At 41.0% G+C, this 21041-nt stretch carries 23 protein-coding genes and 1 tRNA gene; 18 read left to right on the top strand and 6 right to left on the bottom strand.

Annotated features, from left to right (window positions below; translation table 11 throughout):
• Position 1: 1 nt before the first annotated feature.
• Complete coding sequence (gene rdgC, locus GFB48_RS07615; protein WP_163933455.1) at positions 2 to 904, top strand: recombination-associated protein RdgC; 903 nt, start codon at positions 2 to 4, stop codon at positions 902 to 904.
• Positions 905 to 979: 75 nt separating this feature from the next.
• Here rdgC and GFB48_RS07610 read toward each other — a convergent pair whose 3' ends face one another.
• The gene (locus tag GFB48_RS07610; RefSeq protein WP_163933728.1) at positions 980 to 2743 is read right to left on the bottom strand and encodes a M61 family metallopeptidase; all 1764 of its coding nucleotides are present in this window, start codon (positions 2741 to 2743) and stop codon (positions 980 to 982) included.
• An 83-nt stretch (positions 2744 to 2826) separates the two neighbouring features.
• Here GFB48_RS07610 and GFB48_RS07605 point away from each other — a divergent pair, with 83 nt between their 5' ends.
• The 4 genes from GFB48_RS07605 to GFB48_RS07590 all read left to right on the top strand — a co-directional run bounded on the left by GFB48_RS07605 (position 2827) and on the right by GFB48_RS07590 (position 7653).
• On the top strand, positions 2827 to 4938 hold the full coding sequence (locus tag GFB48_RS07605) for a tetratricopeptide repeat protein (RefSeq protein WP_163933452.1): 2112 nt from the start codon (positions 2827 to 2829) through the stop codon (positions 4936 to 4938).
• Positions 4939 to 5045: 107 nt separating this feature from the next.
• Complete coding sequence (locus GFB48_RS07600) at positions 5046 to 6512, top strand: GGDEF domain-containing protein (protein ID WP_163933449.1); 1467 nt, start codon at positions 5046 to 5048, stop codon at positions 6510 to 6512.
• On the top strand, positions 6499 to 7257 hold the full coding sequence (gene xni / locus GFB48_RS07595; protein ID WP_163933446.1) for a flap endonuclease Xni: 759 nt from the start codon (positions 6499 to 6501) through the stop codon (positions 7255 to 7257). The genes GFB48_RS07600 and xni overlap by 14 nt, the downstream gene beginning before the upstream one ends.
• Positions 7258 to 7260: 3 nt before the next feature.
• Positions 7261 to 7653, top strand: coding sequence for a DUF3192 domain-containing protein (locus tag GFB48_RS07590; RefSeq protein ID WP_163933444.1), 393 nt, complete (start codon positions 7261 to 7263; stop codon positions 7651 to 7653).
• Here the strand turns inward: GFB48_RS07590 and GFB48_RS07585 are convergent.
• Positions 7650 to 8183 carry a YfaZ family outer membrane protein gene (locus tag GFB48_RS07585; protein WP_163933441.1) on the bottom strand — a complete coding sequence of 178 codons (534 nt, stop codon included), beginning with the start codon at positions 8181 to 8183 and terminating at the stop codon, positions 7650 to 7652. The two genes, GFB48_RS07590 and GFB48_RS07585, sit on opposite strands and share 4 nt — an antisense overlap.
• A 151-nt stretch (positions 8184 to 8334) precedes the next feature.
• Here GFB48_RS07585 and GFB48_RS07580 point away from each other — a divergent pair, with 151 nt between their 5' ends.
• The 5 genes from GFB48_RS07580 (at position 8335) to GFB48_RS07560 (ending at position 11745) form a co-directional block, all read left to right on the top strand.
• The gene (locus GFB48_RS07580) at positions 8335 to 8643 is read left to right on the top strand and encodes a pyrimidine/purine nucleoside phosphorylase (RefSeq protein ID WP_163933438.1); all 309 of its coding nucleotides are present in this window, start codon (positions 8335 to 8337) and stop codon (positions 8641 to 8643) included.
• 58 nt (positions 8644 to 8701) lie between these two features.
• Positions 8702 to 9619 (top strand): M14 family metallocarboxypeptidase, encoded by a 918-nt coding sequence (locus GFB48_RS07575; protein ID WP_163933435.1) that lies wholly within the window; start codon positions 8702 to 8704, stop codon positions 9617 to 9619.
• A gap of 3 nt (positions 9620 to 9622) precedes the next feature.
• Positions 9623 to 10141: an NUDIX hydrolase gene (locus GFB48_RS07570; RefSeq protein WP_163933431.1), complete on the top strand. Its 519-nt coding sequence runs from the start codon at positions 9623 to 9625 to the stop codon at positions 10139 to 10141.
• Positions 10142 to 10708 carry a GNAT family N-acetyltransferase gene (locus tag GFB48_RS07565; protein ID WP_240464844.1) on the top strand — a complete coding sequence of 189 codons (567 nt, stop codon included), beginning with the start codon at positions 10142 to 10144 and terminating at the stop codon, positions 10706 to 10708.
• Between the two features lie 176 nt (positions 10709 to 10884).
• Positions 10885 to 11745 carry an ion transporter gene (locus GFB48_RS07560; RefSeq protein WP_163933429.1) on the top strand — a complete coding sequence of 287 codons (861 nt, stop codon included), beginning with the start codon at positions 10885 to 10887 and terminating at the stop codon, positions 11743 to 11745.
• A gap of 83 nt (positions 11746 to 11828) precedes the next feature.
• Here GFB48_RS07560 and GFB48_RS07555 read toward each other — a convergent pair whose 3' ends face one another.
• Positions 11829 to 13472 (bottom strand): amidohydrolase, encoded by a 1644-nt coding sequence (locus tag GFB48_RS07555; protein ID WP_240464843.1) that lies wholly within the window; start codon positions 13470 to 13472, stop codon positions 11829 to 11831.
• Positions 13473 to 13567: 95 nt separating this feature from the next.
• The gene (locus tag GFB48_RS07550; protein WP_163933427.1) at positions 13568 to 14452 is read right to left on the bottom strand and encodes a DMT family transporter; all 885 of its coding nucleotides are present in this window, start codon (positions 14450 to 14452) and stop codon (positions 13568 to 13570) included.
• 91 nt (positions 14453 to 14543) lie between these two features.
• Here GFB48_RS07550 and GFB48_RS07545 point away from each other — a divergent pair, with 91 nt between their 5' ends.
• Positions 14544 to 14969: a PACE efflux transporter gene (locus GFB48_RS07545; RefSeq protein ID WP_163933425.1), complete on the top strand. Its 426-nt coding sequence runs from the start codon at positions 14544 to 14546 to the stop codon at positions 14967 to 14969.
• Between the two features lie 123 nt (positions 14970 to 15092).
• On the opposite strand, the gene GFB48_RS07540 is transcribed toward GFB48_RS07545, so the two are convergent.
• The gene (locus GFB48_RS07540; protein WP_163933423.1) at positions 15093 to 15422 is read right to left on the bottom strand and encodes a 50S ribosome-binding protein YggL; all 330 of its coding nucleotides are present in this window, start codon (positions 15420 to 15422) and stop codon (positions 15093 to 15095) included.
• 11 nt (positions 15423 to 15433) lie between these two features.
• Positions 15434 to 16147 carry a tRNA (guanosine(46)-N7)-methyltransferase TrmB gene (trmB, locus tag GFB48_RS07535; RefSeq protein WP_163933421.1) on the bottom strand — a complete coding sequence of 238 codons (714 nt, stop codon included), beginning with the start codon at positions 16145 to 16147 and terminating at the stop codon, positions 15434 to 15436.
• Between the two features lie 117 nt (positions 16148 to 16264).
• Between trmB and mutY the strand changes: the two genes are divergently transcribed.
• The 7 genes from mutY to GFB48_RS07500 all read left to right on the top strand — a co-directional run bounded on the left by mutY (position 16265) and on the right by GFB48_RS07500 (position 21040).
• Positions 16265 to 17308 carry an A/G-specific adenine glycosylase gene (mutY, locus tag GFB48_RS07530; protein ID WP_163933420.1) on the top strand — a complete coding sequence of 348 codons (1044 nt, stop codon included), beginning with the start codon at positions 16265 to 16267 and terminating at the stop codon, positions 17306 to 17308.
• A gap of 11 nt (positions 17309 to 17319) precedes the next feature.
• Positions 17320 to 17592, top strand: coding sequence for an oxidative damage protection protein (locus GFB48_RS07525; RefSeq protein WP_163933418.1), 273 nt, complete (start codon positions 17320 to 17322; stop codon positions 17590 to 17592).
• An 86-nt stretch (positions 17593 to 17678) separates the two neighbouring features.
• Entirely contained in the window at positions 17679 to 18530 is an 852-nt protein-coding gene (locus GFB48_RS07520) for a hypothetical protein (protein ID WP_163933416.1), read from the top strand.
• Positions 18531 to 18572: 42 nt separating this feature from the next.
• Positions 18573 to 19259: a GTP cyclohydrolase I FolE gene (gene folE, locus GFB48_RS07515; RefSeq protein WP_163933414.1), complete on the top strand. Its 687-nt coding sequence runs from the start codon at positions 18573 to 18575 to the stop codon at positions 19257 to 19259.
• Between the two features lie 3 nt (positions 19260 to 19262).
• A complete protein-coding gene (locus GFB48_RS07510) occupies positions 19263 to 19745 on the top strand; it encodes a DUF2947 domain-containing protein (RefSeq protein WP_163933412.1) in 483 nt (160 codons plus the stop codon).
• Between the two features lie 121 nt (positions 19746 to 19866).
• On the top strand, positions 19867 to 20703 hold the full coding sequence (nadE, locus tag GFB48_RS07505; RefSeq protein WP_163933410.1) for an ammonia-dependent NAD(+) synthetase: 837 nt from the start codon (positions 19867 to 19869) through the stop codon (positions 20701 to 20703).
• Positions 20704 to 20964: 261 nt separating this feature from the next.
• Positions 20965 to 21040: transfer RNA gene (locus tag GFB48_RS07500), tRNA-Phe, on the top strand.
• Position 21041: the final 1 nt, after the last annotated feature.

Genomic DNA, 21041 nt, shown 5'->3' with positions numbered 1-21041 from the left:
CATGTGGTTTAAGAACCTGCTTATTTACCGTTTCAAAGAAACCGTTGCAATCGATCCTGATTCCCTCGAACATTCCCTACAAGAGTTTAAATTCAGCCCATGTGGTTCGCAAGATGTAAGCAAAATTGGTTTCACCAAAGCCATGGGGAAAATTGGCCATTCATTGGTTCACAGTGCCAATAATAATCATCTGATTTGTGTCACTAAAGAAGACAAAATCTTACCCGCTGCGGTGATCAAAGAAGAACTCGAAACAAAGGTCGCTGAAATTGAAGAGCGTGATGCCAGACCACTACGCAAACAAGAAAAAGATGCCCTAAAAGATGACATCACCCAAATGTTATTACCAAGGGCCTTCACTAAGCGCAGCCAAACCCGCGCATTAATTATGCCAGAAGCAGGCTTAATTATGGTTGACGCTAGCTCTAGCAATAAAGCCGAAGAAGTATTAGCCCTATTACGTAAAGCATTAGGCAGTCTGCCGATTCTGCCCCTTAACTATGTTGAACCTGTTGATGTGCAGTTGACCTCTTGGCTTGAACAGGGCTACGCCCCTAGCCCATTTACTATTGGTGAAGAAGCTGAGTTAAAGAGTCTCTCTGAAGATGGTGCTATGGTGAAATTTAAAAACCAAGTGCTTGATGATGATGAAGTAACCGCTCATATTAAAGCAGGCAAAGTGGTACAGAAACTGGCCATGACATTCGGTGAGTCAAGCGATTTCATCTTCGCCCATGATTGCTCCATCAAGCGCTTAAAGTTTACCGACCTCATCCGTGGTGAAAATGATTTATTAGGCAACGATGACCCTATGGCGCGCCTAGATGCGGACTTTGCGCTAATGGTCGGCGAACTTGCTTCATTAGCTAATGCTCTAAACCAAGCTTTGGGCGAAGTCGATTAACTCGACAAGATAAAAGTTCAGAGTAAACAAAGGGACCTATTAAGGTCCCTTGTTATTATCAAAGGTTCTAGCTTTTCATTTTAACGCTGGATGCTTCACCCCAAGCCAAGCTTCAAAGAAATCCATCTGAGCTTGAGTCGGTTCATTCATTGCGGTAATTTGCATCGGTTTAGAAAAACGCTCCCCTAATACTAAGGTTTTAGTTTCTAATAAACCGCGTCTAAAGAAGCTTATTTCAACTTTATCACCAGGGGCAAAGTCTTGCAGACGATCATTAAAGTTAGCAGCGGTGAGTTGGCGACCATTAATCGCAACGAGCTCGTCCTTATTAACAAAACCTGCATTCCAAGCAATACCACCACGCATCACCTTGTCCAGCTTGGTCGAGCCTTTGGCTAGAGTAATATCAAGGTTCGCAAGCTTTTCAGCTCCCTTAGGGTAAGCGTATTTTAGACCCGCTTTAGCAAGCAGTTGCTGCGGCTTGAGCGCAAATGGTGATTCAATGTTTTGTCGCCACCAATGCTTATACGAACGGCCAGTTAGTTTGGCTAAAATGTTTTGAATATCATCGGCATTGAAGTGTTTTGGCAACGCATAATCTTTGTACAACATACCATGAACATCACGGTAACTGGCCTTAAGATTGCTGTCGCTTAATAGTTGGAAATCTAATAATAAAGACGCCAAGTACCCCTCTGAGTAAATATTTACCGAATGATTAGTGCCATAATGGCCAAAACGACCAATCCAAGTATTCTCACTGCCTTCACTGATACTTTGCTGATGACGACCAGGGGTCTGCATATGTTGATTGATTCTCTTACTCAAGTCTTTAGCAAACTCATCAAAACTGATCACACCTGCACGCAACAGCAACGGCATTTCAAAATAGCTGGTCGAACCCTCAGATAACCAAAGTAGATCAGTGATTTGCTCATTCTGATAATCATAGTTAGCAATAGGCTCTGGGCGATAGGCTTTTACATTCCAAGTATGGATAAATTCATGACTAACGGTTGCCATAAATTGGACATAATCTTCGCGCTTTCTAAAGGTGTGTCCCAAACGCTGAATAATTGTGGAGTTAAGATGTTCTGTGGCACCACGGGCATCATGGGTCGCATGAATCATAAACACATAGCGCTGATATGGGTAACCTTGCCAAATTGCTTTAGAGGTTGGTAGTAACTTTTTAATGTCGCTAATGGTCTTATCAACATCGTAGTTTCCGTCACCCCAGAAAACAATCTCATAGTCACGACCATCCTGTTGCCACTGATAGGATTCATTGATGCCGGTTTCGATTGGAGAATCGATTAACACATCATAATTAGCAGCTTTAAATGAATGTTGACTGCCTGCATTAGCCATGCCAGAGAAACTTTGCCAGTTTGATGGAACCTTGAGTTCAACTTTAACTGCATCATTTTTATGCTCTGGGGTATACATAAACGCACCTGAGGCATCAATAAAAGCATGGGTTTCATCTAAGTGCCGTAAGCGCACTCCTAATTCATCGGCGTGCAATTGATAAGTTAACGTTACCTTTGTTGGCTGCGTTAAATTTGCTTGCCAGCTCCCTCTTGCGGTTCTTGCGAGTTTAATATCATTGCCAGCATTATCGGTGGCGTTTAATAGTCTGATCCCATCTGCTGTAGGTAATAAAGTGTATTTACCAGTTCGCCAATTAGGGATATGGAAATCTACTGAGCCTGCAACCTCTGGAAATTCAGCCGTCACCTTAGCTAAATGCTGCTCACCATTAGTTAAATCTATCTTATAGACAACCTCTGCGGTTGATAAACTAGGCAATAAAACTATCGCCCCTAAAAAACTCATGCTCCAGTAATTCACAAAACTTACCTTTTAGTTGTAATATAAATCAACAAGTATAACGATATGATTCTTTGGGGTCACTGCCTGTGGTTCGTTTTTTAACGCTAATATTATGTTTTTTAGGATTTGTTTGCAGCCAAATAACTTGTGCTGTCGCCGCCTCTGAAGCTGAAGAAATTAACTTAATTGCCAAACTCGCGATTAATCCTGAACAACAATTTAAGAAGTTAAAGCAAGAGTTACAAATTGACCGAGTTACAGATTCCTCCCCTACTTTAGAGTCTCATGCGGCGGCTATAGGACTTGACCAGACAGCAACGAGCGAACGACTACGCTTATATCATTATTTACTCACTCAATATGGTAATTATGCCGAGAATAGTGAAGCTCAAGCTGCCGATTTAAAACGATGGCTTGAGTCCCATTCCTTATCTACGCCAACAAGCAATGCCCTTGAAACCCTAACAAGGGCAGTTTATGCAGGCAAAAAACAGGCGCAATATAATATTGCTAGGGAGCAATTACAAAGATTATTAGAACTAAAACTCAATTCCAATATAAAGCTCAATCAATGGATTTATTACGAAGGCTACCACCTCAGAGCAAGTTTAGGCTGGACCACAAAGGAAAAAAAAGAGCTACTGCCGCTGTTACGCCATGCTGAAGTCTTTAGTGAAAAGCTTAATCATCCATTCTTTAGGGCCAGCATTCAATCTAAATTAGGACGCTACCACCACAAAAACGAAAACTATAGTCAGGCCTTAGAACACTATGCCCAAGCATCGGCAAACTTCGTTAAAATTAATGCGAAACGGCAACTTGGAGAAGTCTATACCTTCCAAGCTAGAGTCTTACTTGAATTAGAACTGTTTTCAGAAGCTCGTAATAAAGCCTTACAAGCAAAAGCTATTTTCGACCAGCTCAACTTGCCCATTGAACAAGCGAGTTCTTACCAAACTCTGGCTCAAATCTATCACTATGAAGGTAAATACAGCCAGGCTATAAACTTGTACTTAGAAGAACTTGAACTAAATCGAAAAAACCAAAAGCAAATCGCTCAAGCTATCTCACACTTCAATTTAGCTGAGAACTATCTGAAAATTGGCAATATCAAGCAAAGTATTAAGCATGCTAACCTAGCTCATGATTTTTTTAATGAGCACCAACTCAATCATTATAAGTTGCATAGCTCATTTTTACTGGGAAAAATAAACCATAAGCAGGGTTTATTAAAGCCCACAACCCAATATTTACAGAACGCTAAGAATCTAGCTAACACTTTAGATGCAAATAAAGAGTTAATGGAGATCAACCAACAACTATTGCAGTTATACGTAGACCAAGAGTTATTTCAAGATGCCTTTTTAATACAACAAGAGATAAACAATTCAACAGCAAATTTCTCTGCTAATTCCGAAAAGTCAGATTCTGGTGCAGAGATTGTGTTATTAGAAAGTCTGTCTAAGCAGTTAGAGAAACAAAAGCAACAAAACTCTCTAATATTAACAGAGTATGAAGAGCTCTCAAAAATCAGTATTTTTTTAGCGATTATTTTATGCATATTAACATTAACCACTTTAGTGCAAAGGTATAAACACTTTAAAGGTAAGCGTATACTGGCAAGCATCAGCGATGACAATATCAGAGAAAGATATACCAAACTTCCAGGATTAAATGCTTTAGAAAACCATTTAAACCTGCAAACAAGTCATACTCTGGCAATCATTTGTATAGAGGAATTACTCAATCAGGACATACAAACAGGCCTAGAGCAACTTAATGTAGAACATCAGCTGATTTTCAATGCGCTCGATGGCGCAGAAGGAACGTATTGCTTCCTTGCTAGACCAGGATTGTTTGTCATCACCTTTAATCAAAAATTAAACGTTAAAGCTACCCATTTAAAAATCCAACAATTATTAGCTCCTCTAAAATTACCCAAATACTATTCAATGGGTATGATTAATCTTCCATTTTTGAAACTTGAACACTTTATCTTTAACCCGAACAAGCTGTATCAGATTGCTTTGTATGCTTGTAACCTTTCAATGCAAAGCCATATAAGAAAGCATGAAGCCATAGGTTTAGAAGCGATAAACTCCGCTTCTGCAGTGATGTTTACTGACCCTATTTTTGACAATTTAGCAATCAACCTTAGTAAGGGGATCGTTAAAAAGTCCACTCATAGGCTCAATTAATTCAAACTTGAGCATTGCTCGAAATAGCTTGTGCAAATATTGCCCCTTTTCTGTTCAACATAAGTGAGATAACATATTATTAACGGACATTTAGAGCAGGATGAGGCATGACTCAAGGAATTTCTGAACAATCTGAATATAAACAAAGCCTTAATCATCAGTTAACGACAAAGTTATCGAAACTGTGCCAAGGCTTTAGCTTAGATCTAGACAAACAACTAAAACGAATTGAAAGCCAAAACTACAGTACCAATACTCTAATAAACGCAAATAAGCTAATTGATCAGCACTTAGTGGCAAGGAATAATCAATTAAAAATTAGCCATAGTGCCCTTAACAATATTTTGCAACAATTGACGTTGCTAGCGCCTGATTCTCAAACTATTGGCCTGCGTATTGAGAAGTTGTCTAATCAATTAGAAAAACCCATTCAAAGTGTCTGGGAGTACTCTATTTACTTACAACAGCTACTAGAAGTTGCGATGAAAATCATCCCCAACCAAGGAGCATCATCAGCACCACAGCAACCTAAAGTACAAATGTTAGCCAAAGAGTTAGTCGCCAGTCTAAATGCTCTCGATTTGAGGGCTGAATTACAACAAGATGCTCAAGATATTTGTAATAAATTGCATCAAAAACTCGATATCAAGGTGTTAATCGATCTCTATAAACGCGTTATCAAACTGCTTATCACCACTTTTGAGTATGAAAAAAACGCTGCTAAAGCTTTTTTAGGGATCTTACACTCCTCATTAGAAGGGATGGCTCAAGCTTTACATTCGTCAATTAAATCTGCCGAAGGGGCCAACCTTTTAAAAGAAAAGTTAGATTTGCGAGTTAATCATACGCTAGCATCTCTCACCCTTTCTGTTGAGGAAGGATTAGAGCCTAGTGAGATAAAAGATAGGATCATGCACAACATTGAACAATTGAAAAAAGACCTATCAGCAAAGACAGAATTAGAGAAACAGGAAAATAGAAAACTCAACCTCTCCCTTTTCCAAATGAAGGAAAAGCTGAAGCTTATTACCTCAGAAGCACAAACTTTTCGTTCAATGTTAGTCACACAAAGTAAAATTAATCAGCTAGATAGTTTAACGCAAATACCGAATCGAAGTGCCCTTGAAAACAAAGTTAAATCAACCTACAGCCAGGTTGTCAATCATGATATTAGCGCTTGGATTATCATTGCAGATATCGATAGATTCAAGAGCATCAATGATAATTTTGGCCATAATGCTGGTGATAAATGTTTACAAGTTGTCGCATTAACTTTACAAAACACAATACCAGAAGAGTCTTTTATTGCTCGCTATGGTGGTGAAGAATTCGTAGGTATCTTGGAAAATGTGGATGCTAAGCAAGTCACGCAGATATGTGAAAATATACGTATTGCCATCAAAAACCTTGCATTCAAATTTAAAGAACAACAAATCCAGCTTACGATATCAATCGGCGCCGCTCAATTCAAAAGAGGGGAGGCAACTGAACAGACTTTTGAAAAAGCAGATTCTTGTTTATATGCAGCTAAAAGAACCAGTAGGGATAAAGTAATCGTTTATGAATGCCAGTAAGCAAATGGTCATTATTGATGCATTAAACCTAATTAGACGCATTGAAGCTGTCATCGATAGCGAGCAACCACAACAGCTGATCAACCGAGTCATCATTGCTTTAGAAAAAGTGATCGCGAAATTTCATCCAGAATATATCGCGATGGTCTGGGATGGCAATCAAGATCAATGGCGCAAACAGCTGTATGCTGAATATAAAGCAGACCGAAAACCTATGCCGGAATCCCTGGCACAACTCCTGCCTCAAATAAAATTGGCAATTAAAGATATTGGCATTTTTAATCTAGAGTGCCCTTATGAGGCGGATGACACCATAGCAACTTTGGCTCTCAAGGCAAATCAACAACATTTAAAGGTAACCATTATATCAACTGATAAGGGTTTTTATCAGTTGCTTACAGATGGTATTAAAATATGGGATTATTTCAGTCAGCAAAACATCGGCATAGAAGCTATAAATTTTGATTTTAAAGTACAGCCACATCAATTACTGGAGTATTGGGCCTTGGCAGGCTCCCCTGGGAATAAAATTAAAGGGGTAACAGGCATTGGTAAGAAAGGGGCGAGTGATTTACTTAACACTTATCCTGATTTAAAAAGTATCTACCAAAATGTCGATAAGTTAGCCCCTGCGCTTCAAAACAAACTATCAGCAGGTAAGCAGCAAGCCAAGATAAGTTACTTGCTAGTCAAATTAAAAACCGACTTAACATTAGGTATTAGCCTTAGGGAATTGAGGTTATAAAAAATGAGCAAAATATCACCACCCATTTGGATTGCAATGATCATCATTGGCTATGTCAGTTTCATCGTTGCCATGAATGTCTTTTATCCAACGAATATTAACAACTTGGATTGGGAAGATAGGCAGTCTCTAAATCAACAACATATTGCCCACTTAGAGTTAGGACAAGCTAAAAAAAATATTTTAGAGAATATGGGCACTCCCGATTTTATTCAAAGCTTCGTCGCTGAACAAAACTCAATAGAAGTATTGTTTTATCGCACCCATCATGTCACTAGCGATGGTGAAACCACAAAAGATGAATGCACGCCGCTGCTGTTCAAAAATGGTCAGCTTGAGGCGATCGGTAATCAGGCATTGGAGCACTTCACGCAAGCGCTCCAACAGGTTAATTAAAAACGAATGTTAGCACCTATGAACCAGTTATCGTCAAACTCATAGTTTGTTTGGTTCACTTTCAGCTGAGTATTGCGGTAGCCTGCAAATACTGCCATTTTAGGGCTAAATTGATATTGTAATCGAGAGCCTAGCTCATGGTGGCGGTCAATTGAACCAAAAGCCAAAACCGAAGGCGTATATAGACCATGAGCATACCAGCTTAATTCTTTAGTAAATGGGTAGGAATATCCCAACACTATCGAAGCTGTTGAGCCATTATCCACTAAACGGTTCCAAAATTGAGTCGCTCTAATACCGATATCAAACTGATGCTTATTGGCTTTATGAGCCATACTTAATTCGGCAAATAGCGATTTACCGGTATTTTCGTTATACCTAAAGCCAAAACTTCCAGTGGCATTCTCTCCAATGGTACTTGCAAAAGCAATTGCTACCTTGTTATCGTTTAATTCGATATCGGCTTCAGTTTGAGCGTAGGTAGTTGTACTTGCAAGAACAAGTGCAGCTACTAGTGACATCTTTGTCATTGCTATATCCTATAAAAAATAAACCTCTACAAATTAACCAACCCCCACTCAAGTTACAAGTTTTGAAATGTATTATTGAACATTCCTCAATTCCCTAATCGAAAGCCCACTGATAAAGTAAACGATTAATACATTTTCATAAGGAAAAGAGATGTTTACTAAAGTCAGTGTGTCTAAAATCAGCCAGTTATATTTTGAAGGAAAAGTAAGTTCAAGGCAGATTGATTTAGGCGATGGTCAAAAAAGAACCCTAGGGGTAATGCAGCAAGGTCAATACCGATTTAGTACTAATGAAGCAGAAGTAATGACCATTTTGTCTGGCGAAGTGGAGGTAAAACTCGCTGGTGAGAATCAATTTACTCCGTATAAATATGATCAAGAATTTCATGTCCCTAGTAACTCTTATTTTGACATCAAGGTGTTACAAGTGACTGATTATATTTGCCGTTACATAGGGTAATTGCCATTAGCCATAATCGCGGTTATGCTGCTGTCAATAACAAAGCAGAGTGTGTAACATGGCAACTTCTTTTTACCCTATTGGCAATCAAAACCAACCTTGGAATGACTCGCATAAACAAGCTTGGTTTGAGCGCCAACATATCCAACGCAGCTATCAACAACACGTCCTAGATAAGCTTGATTCCATTCGCCAGCCTTGGCAAGTGAGTCAATATGGTGCCCTTGACATCGATATTAACCGCTACCCGCTAAAGTACATTAGTAGTCGCCCCTGGCACCAAAGCAAACCTTGGGTGCTGATCACTGGCGGGGTTCATGGCTATGAGACCTCCGGTGTCCAAGGAGCCATAGCGGCACTGCCATATTTAGAAAAATATTTAGATCGATTAAACCTGATCATTTGTCCTTGTGTCAGCCCTTGGGGTTATGAGGTCATTAATCGCTGGAACCCTAAAGCCATCGATCCCAACCGCTCTTTTTATGCCAATTCACCCGCCGAAGAATCGGCAGCACTAATGACATTAGTGAAAAGCATAGGTTCTGAACCCTTAATGCATATTGATCTGCATGAAACCACAGACACCGATGAGAGTGAGTTCCGCCCTGCTCTGGCAGCACGAGACGGCAACGACTATATCGCTGGTATTATCCCTGATGGTTTTTACCTCGTTGGTGATAGCGCCAACCCTCAGGATGCATTTCAGCAATACATTATTTCTCAAGTAGAGACCGTTACCCATATCGCTCCAGCCGATGAGAATAACCAAATTATTGGTAGTAATGTGACTCAAAAAGGAGTGATTAATTACCCTTGTACTGAGCTAGGGCTTTGTGCCGGCATGACTGCAGCCAAATATAAGACCACCACAGAAGTGTATCCCGATAGTGATAGTGCGAGTGATGAACAATGCAACCAAGCACAGGTAGCAGCGGTGATCGCTGCGATTGATTTTGCCCTAAAGGATTCAGATTAAGTTATGCAAACCATTGCTAGTAGTATTCATCCTAGTATTACCGATGTCAGCAATAAAACCATTTTTACCCGAAAATCTGCCCGAGCAATTGTGCTCAAGGAGCAGCAAATCCTTTTGCTGTACACTGGGCGCTATGACGATTATTCCTTACCAGGTGGCGGAGTTGATGATGGCGAAAGTATTGAACAGGGGTTAATAAGGGAATTAGCCGAAGAGACGGGGGCCAATAACATCAAGGTAGAAAAAGAATTTGGTCTATATGAAGAAATTCGCCCTTGGAACCGCCATGGCTATGAATTGGTGCATATGCTTTCTTATTGTTATGTCTGCTCTATTGGTGATCAGCTAGATGCCCCAAAGCTCGAAGATTATGAGCATGCCAATGGCATGAAGCCCGTTTGGATTAGTCTTGATGAAGCCATTAAGCATAATCAGCAGACTTTTTCAGATTCAGATAAAGCCGGCCTATCTCTGCAGCGGGAAATCACTTTACTTAAAAAAATAAAACAGGAATTAGCTTAAATGCAAACTAGCGATATAGAATTAGCAGTGGCAACTACTGCAGATATTGAACAGGTACTTGAGCTGCATTTTCGTTATCAAGTTGACTCCATCAAAGAAGAAGATAAAGCCGATGGCTTTGTTACTACCCCCTTTACTAAGGAGCAGTTAACGGCACTAATCGAACAAGAGTCTGGTTTATTTATCGCTAAACAAGATAACCGAGTCATTGCCTATGTAATGGCGGCTTCATGGCGGTTCTGGTCGGTGTGGCCGATGTTTGCCTACATGATAAAAGCCCTACCAGGTAAGCAATACCGAGGCATTGATATTACCTCTGAAAACTCATATCAATACGGCCCTATTTGTGTTGATAAAAGTGTGCGCAATCAAGGGGTGTTTGAAGCCATTTTTGAGTTTGCTTTGGAGCAGATGAGTCAGCGTTTTGAAGTATTGATTACCTTTGTTAATAAGATTAATCCCCGCTCTTTTGCTGCCCACAGCCGTAAAGCTCGCTTAGAGGTATTATCTGAATTTGAATACAACAATAATCATTACCATGAGATGTGTTGCTTAACGAACAGGTAAGAATATTACAACGGCAGTCGCTACAAAGCCAAAAGTAGCACCCTATAGAGTTATGGGCATGAATTTGTTGACTTTTATTGTTTTCTAGAAAAGTCAATTAAGCTATGATTCCCAAAGCAGGCAAGCGCTTACATACACTTTACTGATATTAGTTTAATAACCCCCTTTTATTATTTATGCAAACACACAATCCTTTTTCTAAACTCATTGAAACAAAATGGTTCAATGTTCTAGTTAACTTAGCCATTGTCGTCAATGCGGTATTAATTGGTGTAGAAACCTTCCACACCAGCACTCTGATCACCACAGTTCAAACCAGTATCCTTGCGGTATTCGTCATTGAAATCTTTATCCGTTTTAGAGCTAGCTCTAACTTAAAAGCTTATTTAAGTGACGGCTGGAACTGGTTCGATGTTATTTTGGTCTCAATATCTTTGATCCCTGAATCCTGGGTTGAGAATTCAGCCATGTTAAGCGTATTTAGGGTTCTGAGGGTATTTAGGGTACTGCGCCTCATCAAAGTACTGCCTGAATTAAGGGTCATTGTCAGCGTGTTATTGCGTTCAATGAAGTCACTTGCCTATAGCTTTGGCTTGTTAAGTATCTTTATGTATATGTACGCGGTGATGGGCGTCATCATGTTTAAAGGGGGCCCTGTTGCGGCAAATGGGCCAGATTATAGTGCCTCCAGTCCAGATCCTTATGGCACTATTTCAGAAGCCTTTTTTACTTTATTTAGGATCATGACTGGGGAAGATTGGACTGATCTACGTTACAACTTATTAGGTAGCCAAGTAGCAGGTGCCAGTGATTGGTTCGTGACTTTATATCACGTTTCTTGGATGGGGCTTTCTGCTTTCTTATTGATCAACTTAGTCATCGGCTCGGTCGTAAATAACTATGATAAAGTCATGGCTGAAGTAGAAGAAGAGCAAAACCCAGATGATCACAAGCAAAAAATTCATGAACTGCACCATAAAGTTGATGAACTTACTAGCCAGCTAAAGCGTTTAATTGATCAACAACATCCAAAGTAAGCTGTCCATAACAACAATAAAAAAGGGTTACCAGGTATACGGTAACCCTTTTTTTAAAAACAAATTTAAGCTTGTCAGCAGCCTTAATCTGGCTTCTGGTAAACCTTTTCACCATCGACCCAGGTTTGTAGGACTTGAGTTTGCCAAACTTGAGATGGAGCGATTTTAGTGATATCCCTATCGATAATGATAAAGTCCGCCAACTTACCCGATTCCAAACTTCCTAATTTGCGTTCCTGACGAGCAGCATAAGCACCGTCTATGGTAAAAGCCTTTAACGCTTGAGTCAGGGTTAACGCCTCTTGTGGTCGCCAACCATTATGAGGCATGCCTTTATGGTTTTGACGGGTTAAAGCAGCATGGATCCCATAAAAAGGGTTAGCATGTTCAATGGGAAAGTCTGAACCGAAAGCGAGTTGGGTGCCATTTTCTAATAAAGTTCGCCAAGCATAAGCGCCCTCTAATCTTGCCTCGCCAAGCCTGTCTTCAGCCATATGCATATCACTAGTGGCATGCGTAGGCTGCATTGAAGCGATTAAACCTAATTGCTTTATTCTGGGAATGTCTGCTTTATCGAGGACCTGGGCATGCTCTATTCGATGGCGTAAATGTTCTGTTTTAGTCAACTTAATGAGTTTTTCATAAGCATCTAGCACTTTCCGGTTAGCTTTATCACCAATCGCATGAGTATTGACTTGCAACCCCATCATCATAGCTGAATACATTTGAGACTCTAACTCTTTATCACTTAGCAACATTTCACCATGGTAATCTGTTCTATCATGATAGCCCTGCAATAACGCGGCTCCCCTTGAACCTAAAGCGCCATCAGCTAGAATTTTGACACTGCTTAATTCCGCTTTGCCATTATGATGATAATGGGCACCATCTTTGATTAATAAACGAAAGCTAGCAATATTAGCATCAAGCATAATATAACTTCTGATAGGCATTTCATTATCGTCTGCTAGCGCAATATAAGCTTTTAATTCCATTTCTGTCACCCCGGCATCATGCACAGAGGTTAACCCATAACGAGCTAAGTCTTGCAAACCCTGTTGAATCATTTTGCGGGTATAATCAAAATCCTGCGGGGGCATTTGATTGGTGATAAGTTCCATAGCATTATCAACAAACACTCCAGAGGGTTGACCATTGGCAAGGCGTAAAATTTCACCACCTTCAGGGTCTTGAGTCGCTTTAGATACGCCAGCAAGCTCCATTGCCGCAGAGTTAGCCCAGCCTGCATGACCGTCTATCCGAGTTAACCAAACAGGTATATCAGGAAAGACTCTATCTAGAGTTTTTGCACTAGGAAATTCTTTATCTTGCCAATGTTCTTGATTCCAGCCAAAGCCAACCACCCACTCTAGCTCTTTATCTTGAGAAAAACGTTGAACTTTAACGACCGCATCCACCTCTGAAGTGGCGCTTAACAAATTAACCTGAGATAACACCTGACCCCATGCCATAACATGTCCATGGCTATCAATTAAGCCCGGTAGCAAAGTGTTGCCATTGCCATCTAACACATTATATTTGCTTAAATCTAATACTGATGGGTTTTGATAAGTAGCGATCACCTTGTTATTTTCAAAAGCTAATGCTTTAAAATCTGTCAGCTTTTGTTCGACAATGTGGTAACCATTTATATTGATGATTAAAGTGGGTTTGGCCACAACTGTAAAACTTAAAAAGGTCATTAAAATGAGCAATATAGTACGCACTCATAAACTCCAAATTGAAAACTTTTTTGCTACCTTAGCACACCAAATAAAGTTTAAATAGGGCAGCGGTAATGTTTGCAGATATTCCTCGTCGACTATTCCATTAATTCTGCAATCAACATCCCCACAAGAACAAAGATACCGCCAATTAGCCCCCACATCCCTAACACCTCATTCAACAGCATTACACCAGCAATTGCTGCAAATACAGGTTCTGTAGAATAGATTAAGGCAACCCGCCAAGACTCTAAATACTGCTGTGACAAAGTTTGCACCACATAAGCTACACCACTTCCCAACACCCCACTGACAAAGATAGTAAGCCAGATATCTGAATTAAATTGCATGACTAATTGTGGCATTCGTTGTAATGATTCTACTTCATAAATCGCCGCTGCTATTAATGAAATAACCGCGACAACCGCTAATTGCACCAAGGTCAACACCAGTGCATCACACTGCTGAACATAGACCCCGGTATAGACAATATGTAACGCAAAGAAAAAAGCACAAACCAACACCAAAGTTTCGCCTATCCCAAAACCCGATACCCCACCAGTTAACAGTAACAGGCCGACCGTGGCTAGCCCGACTCCCAACCAGACTTGCCACTTCAGTCTTTGCTTGAGCCATAACCAGGCAATAAAAGGCACAAATACCACATTAAGGCCTGTAATAAATCCAGTATTGGCGGTAGATGTAAATTGCAGGCCAATAGTTTGTGTGGCAAAAGCAGCAAATAATAATCCACCTAGCGCTACACCGTGGTGAATACTCTGTTTGCTCCATTTTAATTTAGACCAGTTGTTGCTGAGGATTAAATAACTAGCAATGGTTAAGACTGCCACCATAAAGCGCAGTCCGTTAATGGTATGCGGACCAATGATTTGTAGAGAATTATGACTAACAACAAAGCCTACTCCCCAAATTGCTGTCACTAGCAACAGCAACCATCCCCATATATGTGCCTGTTTATTCATGAATAATTATGAAGTGAAAAATTGATGGCGCTAATGCTAGCATAAAGATAAAAAATGGCTACTGCCCCACATAGGTAAAGGATTAAATCTCATGAAAACTAAGGAACGTATTTTCCATAGCGTTTTATTCGAAATTACGGGGTTGCTATTTCTTATCCCCATTGGTGCCATTTTTACCAACTTTAACCCCTCAACAATCATCTGGGTAGCGCTTGGTTGTTCTCTGTTGGCGATGTTGTGGAATTATGTGTTTAATATTATTTTCGATAAGGCCTATGGCGCTAATAGAATAGAACGCTCTGCCATGGTAAGGGTGATTCATAGCATCGGATTTGAATTGGGCTTATTAGCACTGACTATCCCATTTATGATGTGGGCCTTGGCTATGGGGTTTTGGCAAGTACTGCTGCTCGATATTGGATTAATTCTATTTTTCTTGGCTTATAACTACCTTTACAATCTTAGTTATGACCATCTGCGCGCCCGTTTTTTGAAGTCATCGCCACACCAGCTATAACGCCCCGCTATTGCTTTTTCTAAAGCAACAAATTGCTCTGGTCTATAATTGTAGCGAGATAATGACTAAAGCTAATCCGCCAGCAATGCTGAGACCGATTAGCTTAATGAATAATCTGCCCAGCTATTGTGCGCTATCCCACCATAAGTCATAGAGCTCAGACACCACCACATTGGTTACCGGTTTAGCTTGCCAAAAGGCTTCTACCTGCTGGCGCTGGTCATTGGTACATTGGCCAATGCGCTGAGTCGCGACGATCCCTTCCCAGTCCTTATGGCCACCCGCATGGAAACCTAAATCGTTAGGCTCTATGATGGTGGCAATAAATTCATCAACTATGGCATCTATTTGCTCTTCGGTGACTTCATCATTAAATAGCCAAGAAACATCGAAGGCCAACTCTTGGAACTCATCTACCCGTAATTTTTTACGTAAACGACGACTTCTAGCCATAATTCTCTCCTTTATTTACGAGCGTACATTATATCCCAAACACCATGCCCCAAACGATGGCCACGCTGTTCAAATTTAGTTAATGGTCGATGCTCTGGGCGAGGCATAAACTTCCCCTCAGGGGCGATGTTTTCATAACCTGCTACTTGGTCCATAATTTCTATCATATGCTCTGAGTAATTTTCCCAGTCTGTGGCCATGTGAAATACACCACCCACTTTTAGCTTACCAAGAATTTTTTCTGCGAATGGTATTTGCACGATACGACGTTTATGGTGACGCTTTTTGTGCCATGGATCAGGGAAGAATAATTGCACTGTATCTAACGAACCATCAGCAATAGCGTTATCTAGCACTTCAATCGCATCGTGGTGGTAAACCTTAAGGTTAGTGACACCCGCTTCACCGGCAGCCATTAAACAAGCACCAACACCAGGCTTGTGTACTTCAATACCAATAAAGTTTTTGTCTGGAGCCGCTTGCGCCATTTCAACGAGCGATGCCCCCATACCAAAACCAATTTCTAGCACTACCGGATTATCATTACCAAATAGTGCCTTAAAATCTACTGGCTTATCTGTATAATCAATGCCGTTTGATTGCCAGTAATCAGCAAAGGCTTGTTCTTGACCTTTAGTCAAGCGTCCCTCTCGCAGTACAAAACTACGAACTTTACGAAGGTATTTACCTTCTTCATTAAATTCTGCGGTGGTGACTTCACTCATGGTAGGCCCCTAACATTGGCAATTTATCTATTTAAATTAAAGCAGGCATTATGCAAACTTAGCAAGGTTAAGCAAGTTTTGTTGTAAAACTTACGCTATAAAACAAGGAAATTAGGATTGTCTTCGTTTTCAGACCGAATTATCAACTGGTACCAAATACACGGCCGCAAAAACTTACCTTGGCAGCAAGATAAGACTCGCTATCGAGTATGGATTTCAGAAATTATGCTGCAGCAGACTCAAGTTACTACGGTTATACCTTTTTATCAGCGTTTTATGGAGCGGTTTAAGACAATTGAAGAACTTGCCGCGGCACCAATTGATGAAGTATTACACCTATGGACAGGCCTGGGTTATTACGCCCGTGCCCGCAACTTGCATAAAGCCGCCATGCAAGTGGTCGAGCAACATAATGGCGTGTTCCCTGATACCCTAGAGCAAGTCATGGCGCTATCAGGCATTGGCCGCTCAACCGCAGCGGCGATTTTATCTCTGACTGATAATCAGCCCCACCCAATTCTGGATGGTAACGTAAAAAGGGTACTGGCACGCCATGGTGCTATTGCGGGCTGGCCGGGTAAAAAAACCGTTGAAAATGCCCTCTGGCAACAGGCTGAAGCCCTTGCGCCTTTAACCAATATGCGCCATTACAACCAGGCTTTAATGGATATAGGTTCTAGTGTTTGTACTCGCTCAAAACCCAAATGTGAATCTTGTCCTGTCGCTAGCGACTGTCAAGCGCAATTACAAGGTAGACAAATGGACTACCCCGGCAAAAAGCCTAAAAAAGACAAGCCTGTAAAGCCCGCTATCATGTTGTTTATGGTAAAAGACAACGCTCTGTTGCTTGAGAAAAGGCCACCGGCAGGGATCTGGGGCGGTTTATGGTGCCCACCACAGTTTGAGACCAAAACCGAGCTAGAAAACTGGTTACAGAAAAACAGCCTGAGTAACAGCAGCTTAACTCACTTAACTGGTTTTAGGCACACCTTTAGCCATTACCACCTCGATCTAGACTGCTATCAGTTAAACTATTCAAATGCACTCAGTCATGGGATAATACAAGACTCAAGCAGCTTATGGTACGACCTAGGCCAAGACCACAAAATTGGTCTTTCCGCAGTCACCGAAAAACTTATCCAAGCTTATAAGAGTAATTAAGGAGCCTAATTATGTCACGTACAGTACAATGCGCATACCTAAAAAAAGAAGCCCCAGCAATGGCATTTCAGCTATATCCAGGAGAGCTTGGTAAACGTATTTTTAATGAAATTTCCCAAGAAGCATGGAAGCTTTGGCAGTCAAAACAAACCATGCTGATTAATGAACATAAACTTAATATGATGGACGCCGATCACCGCGCCATGCTAGAACAGCAAATGGTTGGCTTCTTATTTGAAGGTAAAGAAGTACAAATCGATGGTTACGTACCACAACAAAAGTAACCTTACATACTAGTTAACATATTTGGCCGCAAGCTATCGCATTGATTTGGCATCAATATTTTCTTGCTAAGCCGATAAGGAAAATTATGTTGTTAGATAACGCCTGTATCTATCTGCAAAATATTACTGTCATTGATCATGCTTATATGACTGACACTGGTTTACTTCAAGGTGAATCATTTAATTTTAGCTGTGAAATCTATGGTCAAATAGACCAACAAGAGCATGTTATTATTGATTTTTCAGGGTGTAAAAAGGCCATTAAAACCCTTATTGATGACTCAGAATTTGCCATTGATCATCGACTGATTTTAATAAAAGACTGGTCAGATTATCAGCGGGATAACCATCACATAAAAAATGCTAACATTGATATGTTGCTTACAGCAGACAGTTATACAGAAATTAATTGGCTGCAAAACTACCCTAACAGCGTCAAACATTACCTAGAAACCATGCTGTTACAACAATTAAAGGCCCAAGGCTATCCGATCACTAACATTGTCGTCGAACTGGATACGGACTTTACCATACCAAAAGCAGCAAAAAGCCACATTAATTTTCACTATGTACATGGTTTAAAGCACAGCTCTAGTTATGGATGCCAGAACATAGCCCATGGTCACCGTTCTTACATTGCCTGTGATGCCCAAGGGCCAAAAATTGCACAACTGCTGCAACAAATGGCTGCCAGTTTTAGCGGCATACTTGCCTGGGATGATAACCTCGCTGGCCGCAATACCATTGGCTATACCTGTCCTAGAGGTAAGTTTAGACTGGATTCTGAAAAGTTTGTTACACTTGAAGATGAAACCACAATTGAAAATCTAGCGTATCACATCGTTAGTGCTTACGCCGCTCAGTTAAAAAAGCTTAACGTCAGTAGAATATGGGTTTCTGAAGGGCTCGCTAAAGGCGCTCTGGTAACTTTGAACTAACTGAGGCACTATAGTAAATGAATAAAAAGTTAAGGAATTACGATGCGTGATCCAAATAAATGCGATCCAATTCTTGGTGCTAAAGTTGAAGCTCACCTTCGATCCATAGGTATGCATACGCCTACCAAGGCTAACCAACACAGCGAAACAGATAAGCAAGAAATCATTGCTGGGCACTTTCGCGGCATTATGCAAGCCCTTGGTTTGGACCTTAGTGACGATTCTCTTATTGATACGCCAACTCGAGTCGGTAAGATGATGGCCTCAGAGTTAATGTGGGGCTTACAACCTGAAAACTTCCCTAAATGTACTGCCATTGAAAATAAAATGGGCTATAACGAAATGGTCTGTGAAACCGGTGTGACCACCCTATCACAGTGCGAACACCATTTTGTGACCATCGATGGCTATGCCACGGTTGCCTATATCCCCAAAAATAGAGTGCTGGGATTATCTAAAATTTCTCGTATTGTCGAGTATTTTTCCCGTCGCCCTCAGGTCCAAGAGCGATTAACGGTACAAATTGCAGAAGCGTTAAAATGTATCCTAGAAACCGATGACATTGCCGTCGCCATCATCGCTAAACACTACTGTGTTAAAGCTCGTGGTGTTGAAGATCATGCTATGGCGACAACCACCACCAGTTTACATGGCTGCTTTAAACAGCAATCAGACACCCGTAAAGAGTTTTTGACTTACCATCAACAATCACAGGCATTAATGCGTTAATTCATGAATTATATTGCCCTAGAAGACTATAAAAAAGCTTGGATTTTCAGGCACCAAGAGCTCCCTATCAGCGAAGACGATAAAGCTCAAATCAAACCGATGTCAGCCACTCGCTCTACCCAGTTGTGGAAAGAGCGGATTTCTAAACAGAGCGACCATCCAGATTTTTTCAAAAAAGGCGATTGGGCTTTCGAAATTGAAACCTGGCAAGAACAAGGGGAATGGGAAAGCATTTTTGATTCCGCTGACACCGCTCTACCCGAGTTAATTCTTGAATCTATTGAGTGGCAGGACAACACCGTAGTTTATTACTGTTGTGACCAAAACAACGTAATAGAAAGTAACTGGGGTGTTTTCAAACGTTGCTGGAAGAACTTCCTATTTATGGATGATGGTGTATTGCTGATCGCTAAAAAGCGTAATGAGGTGGTGCAATTCCTTTCAAATGGAAGTTTTCAAATAGGAAAAATAAATCAACAGAATTAATTTAGTTACTGTTGCAAGCCCAATATGGGCCAATATATTTCAGCTTTCTGCGAGTAAAAACCTCTTTATTAGCCGTGAATCAAGCGGCTATAATCATCCTAATAGAATTAGGTAATCAATTATGAACATCGAATTAAAACAGCAAATTATCGAGCAAATGCAGGTAAAACCAAGCATTGACCCTGCTCAGGAAGTCAGACGTCGCATCGACTTTATTAAAGCTCAATTAACTGCAGCTGGTATGCACTCCCTAGTCCTTGGCATTAGTGGTGGTGTTGATTCAAGCACTTGTGGTCGCTTATGTCAGCTTGCTATTGAAGAGCTTAACAAAGAACAATCAGAGATTAACTACCGCTTCTTCGCGGTGCGTTTACCCTATGGCATCCAAGCTGATGAGGATGATGCTCAACATGCGTTGGCCTTCATTAACCCTAGCCACCCAATCACTATCAACGTTAAAGCTGGCGCTGATGGCATCCATTCTGAGGTGATGGCTGCCGCAACCGCAGCAGGCCTTGAAACTGTCGCTCATAGCCATAAGGATTTCTGTAAAGGCAATACTAAGGCTAGAATGCGTATGGCAGCGCAATTTGAACTCGCTGGTTTATACCGAGGTTTAGTTCCTGGTACTGACCACAGTGCCGAAAATATTATGGGCTTTTACACCAAATTTGGTGATGGTGCCTGTGATTTAGCCCCATTGTTTGGCCTATCTAAGCGCCAAGTACGCCAATTAGCCAGCTACCTCGGCGCAGATACATTAATCTCAGGCAAAGTCCCCACCGCTGATCTCGAAGACGATAAGCCAGGCCTGGCCGACGAAGAAGCCCTAGGGGTAACTTACGACCAAATTGATAATTTCTTAGAAGGTAAAGAAGTAGAAGCTGATGCTGAAGCACACATTATCAACACCTACCTAAGAACCCAACACAAACGCGAACCTATTCCGACACCGTAACGACCAAGAAAGTCGAAAGCAAGTGACTTCATTCGACTTTCGTCGTTTGACTTTCGACTTCAACTTTAACTACGCAGTGACGCTCTCGAAGCAAAGCGCCCTTGCCCGCATACAAAAGTAGCAAAACGGCTACAAAACATGCGGTCGGGTGTGTTTTTAAAAATATTTGATTTTTTTGGTTGACCTTAAAGTCGAAAACGAGTTTAATAGCGCCCCGTTGAGACAGCGAGGTTAAGCCACTAAACTGTATCAATAAGACACGCCTCGATAGCTCAGTCGGTAGAGCAGAGGATTGAAAATCCTCGTGTCGGTGGTTCGATTCCGCCTCGAGGCACCAT

It is taken from the genome of Paraferrimonas sp. SM1919, assembly GCF_010993985.1.
In the GTDB taxonomy this organism is placed as follows: domain Bacteria; phylum Pseudomonadota; class Gammaproteobacteria; order Enterobacterales; family Shewanellaceae; genus SM1919.
Note: the sequence above shows the minus strand (reverse complement) of the source record. Positions and strands in the feature narration are given on the sequence as shown.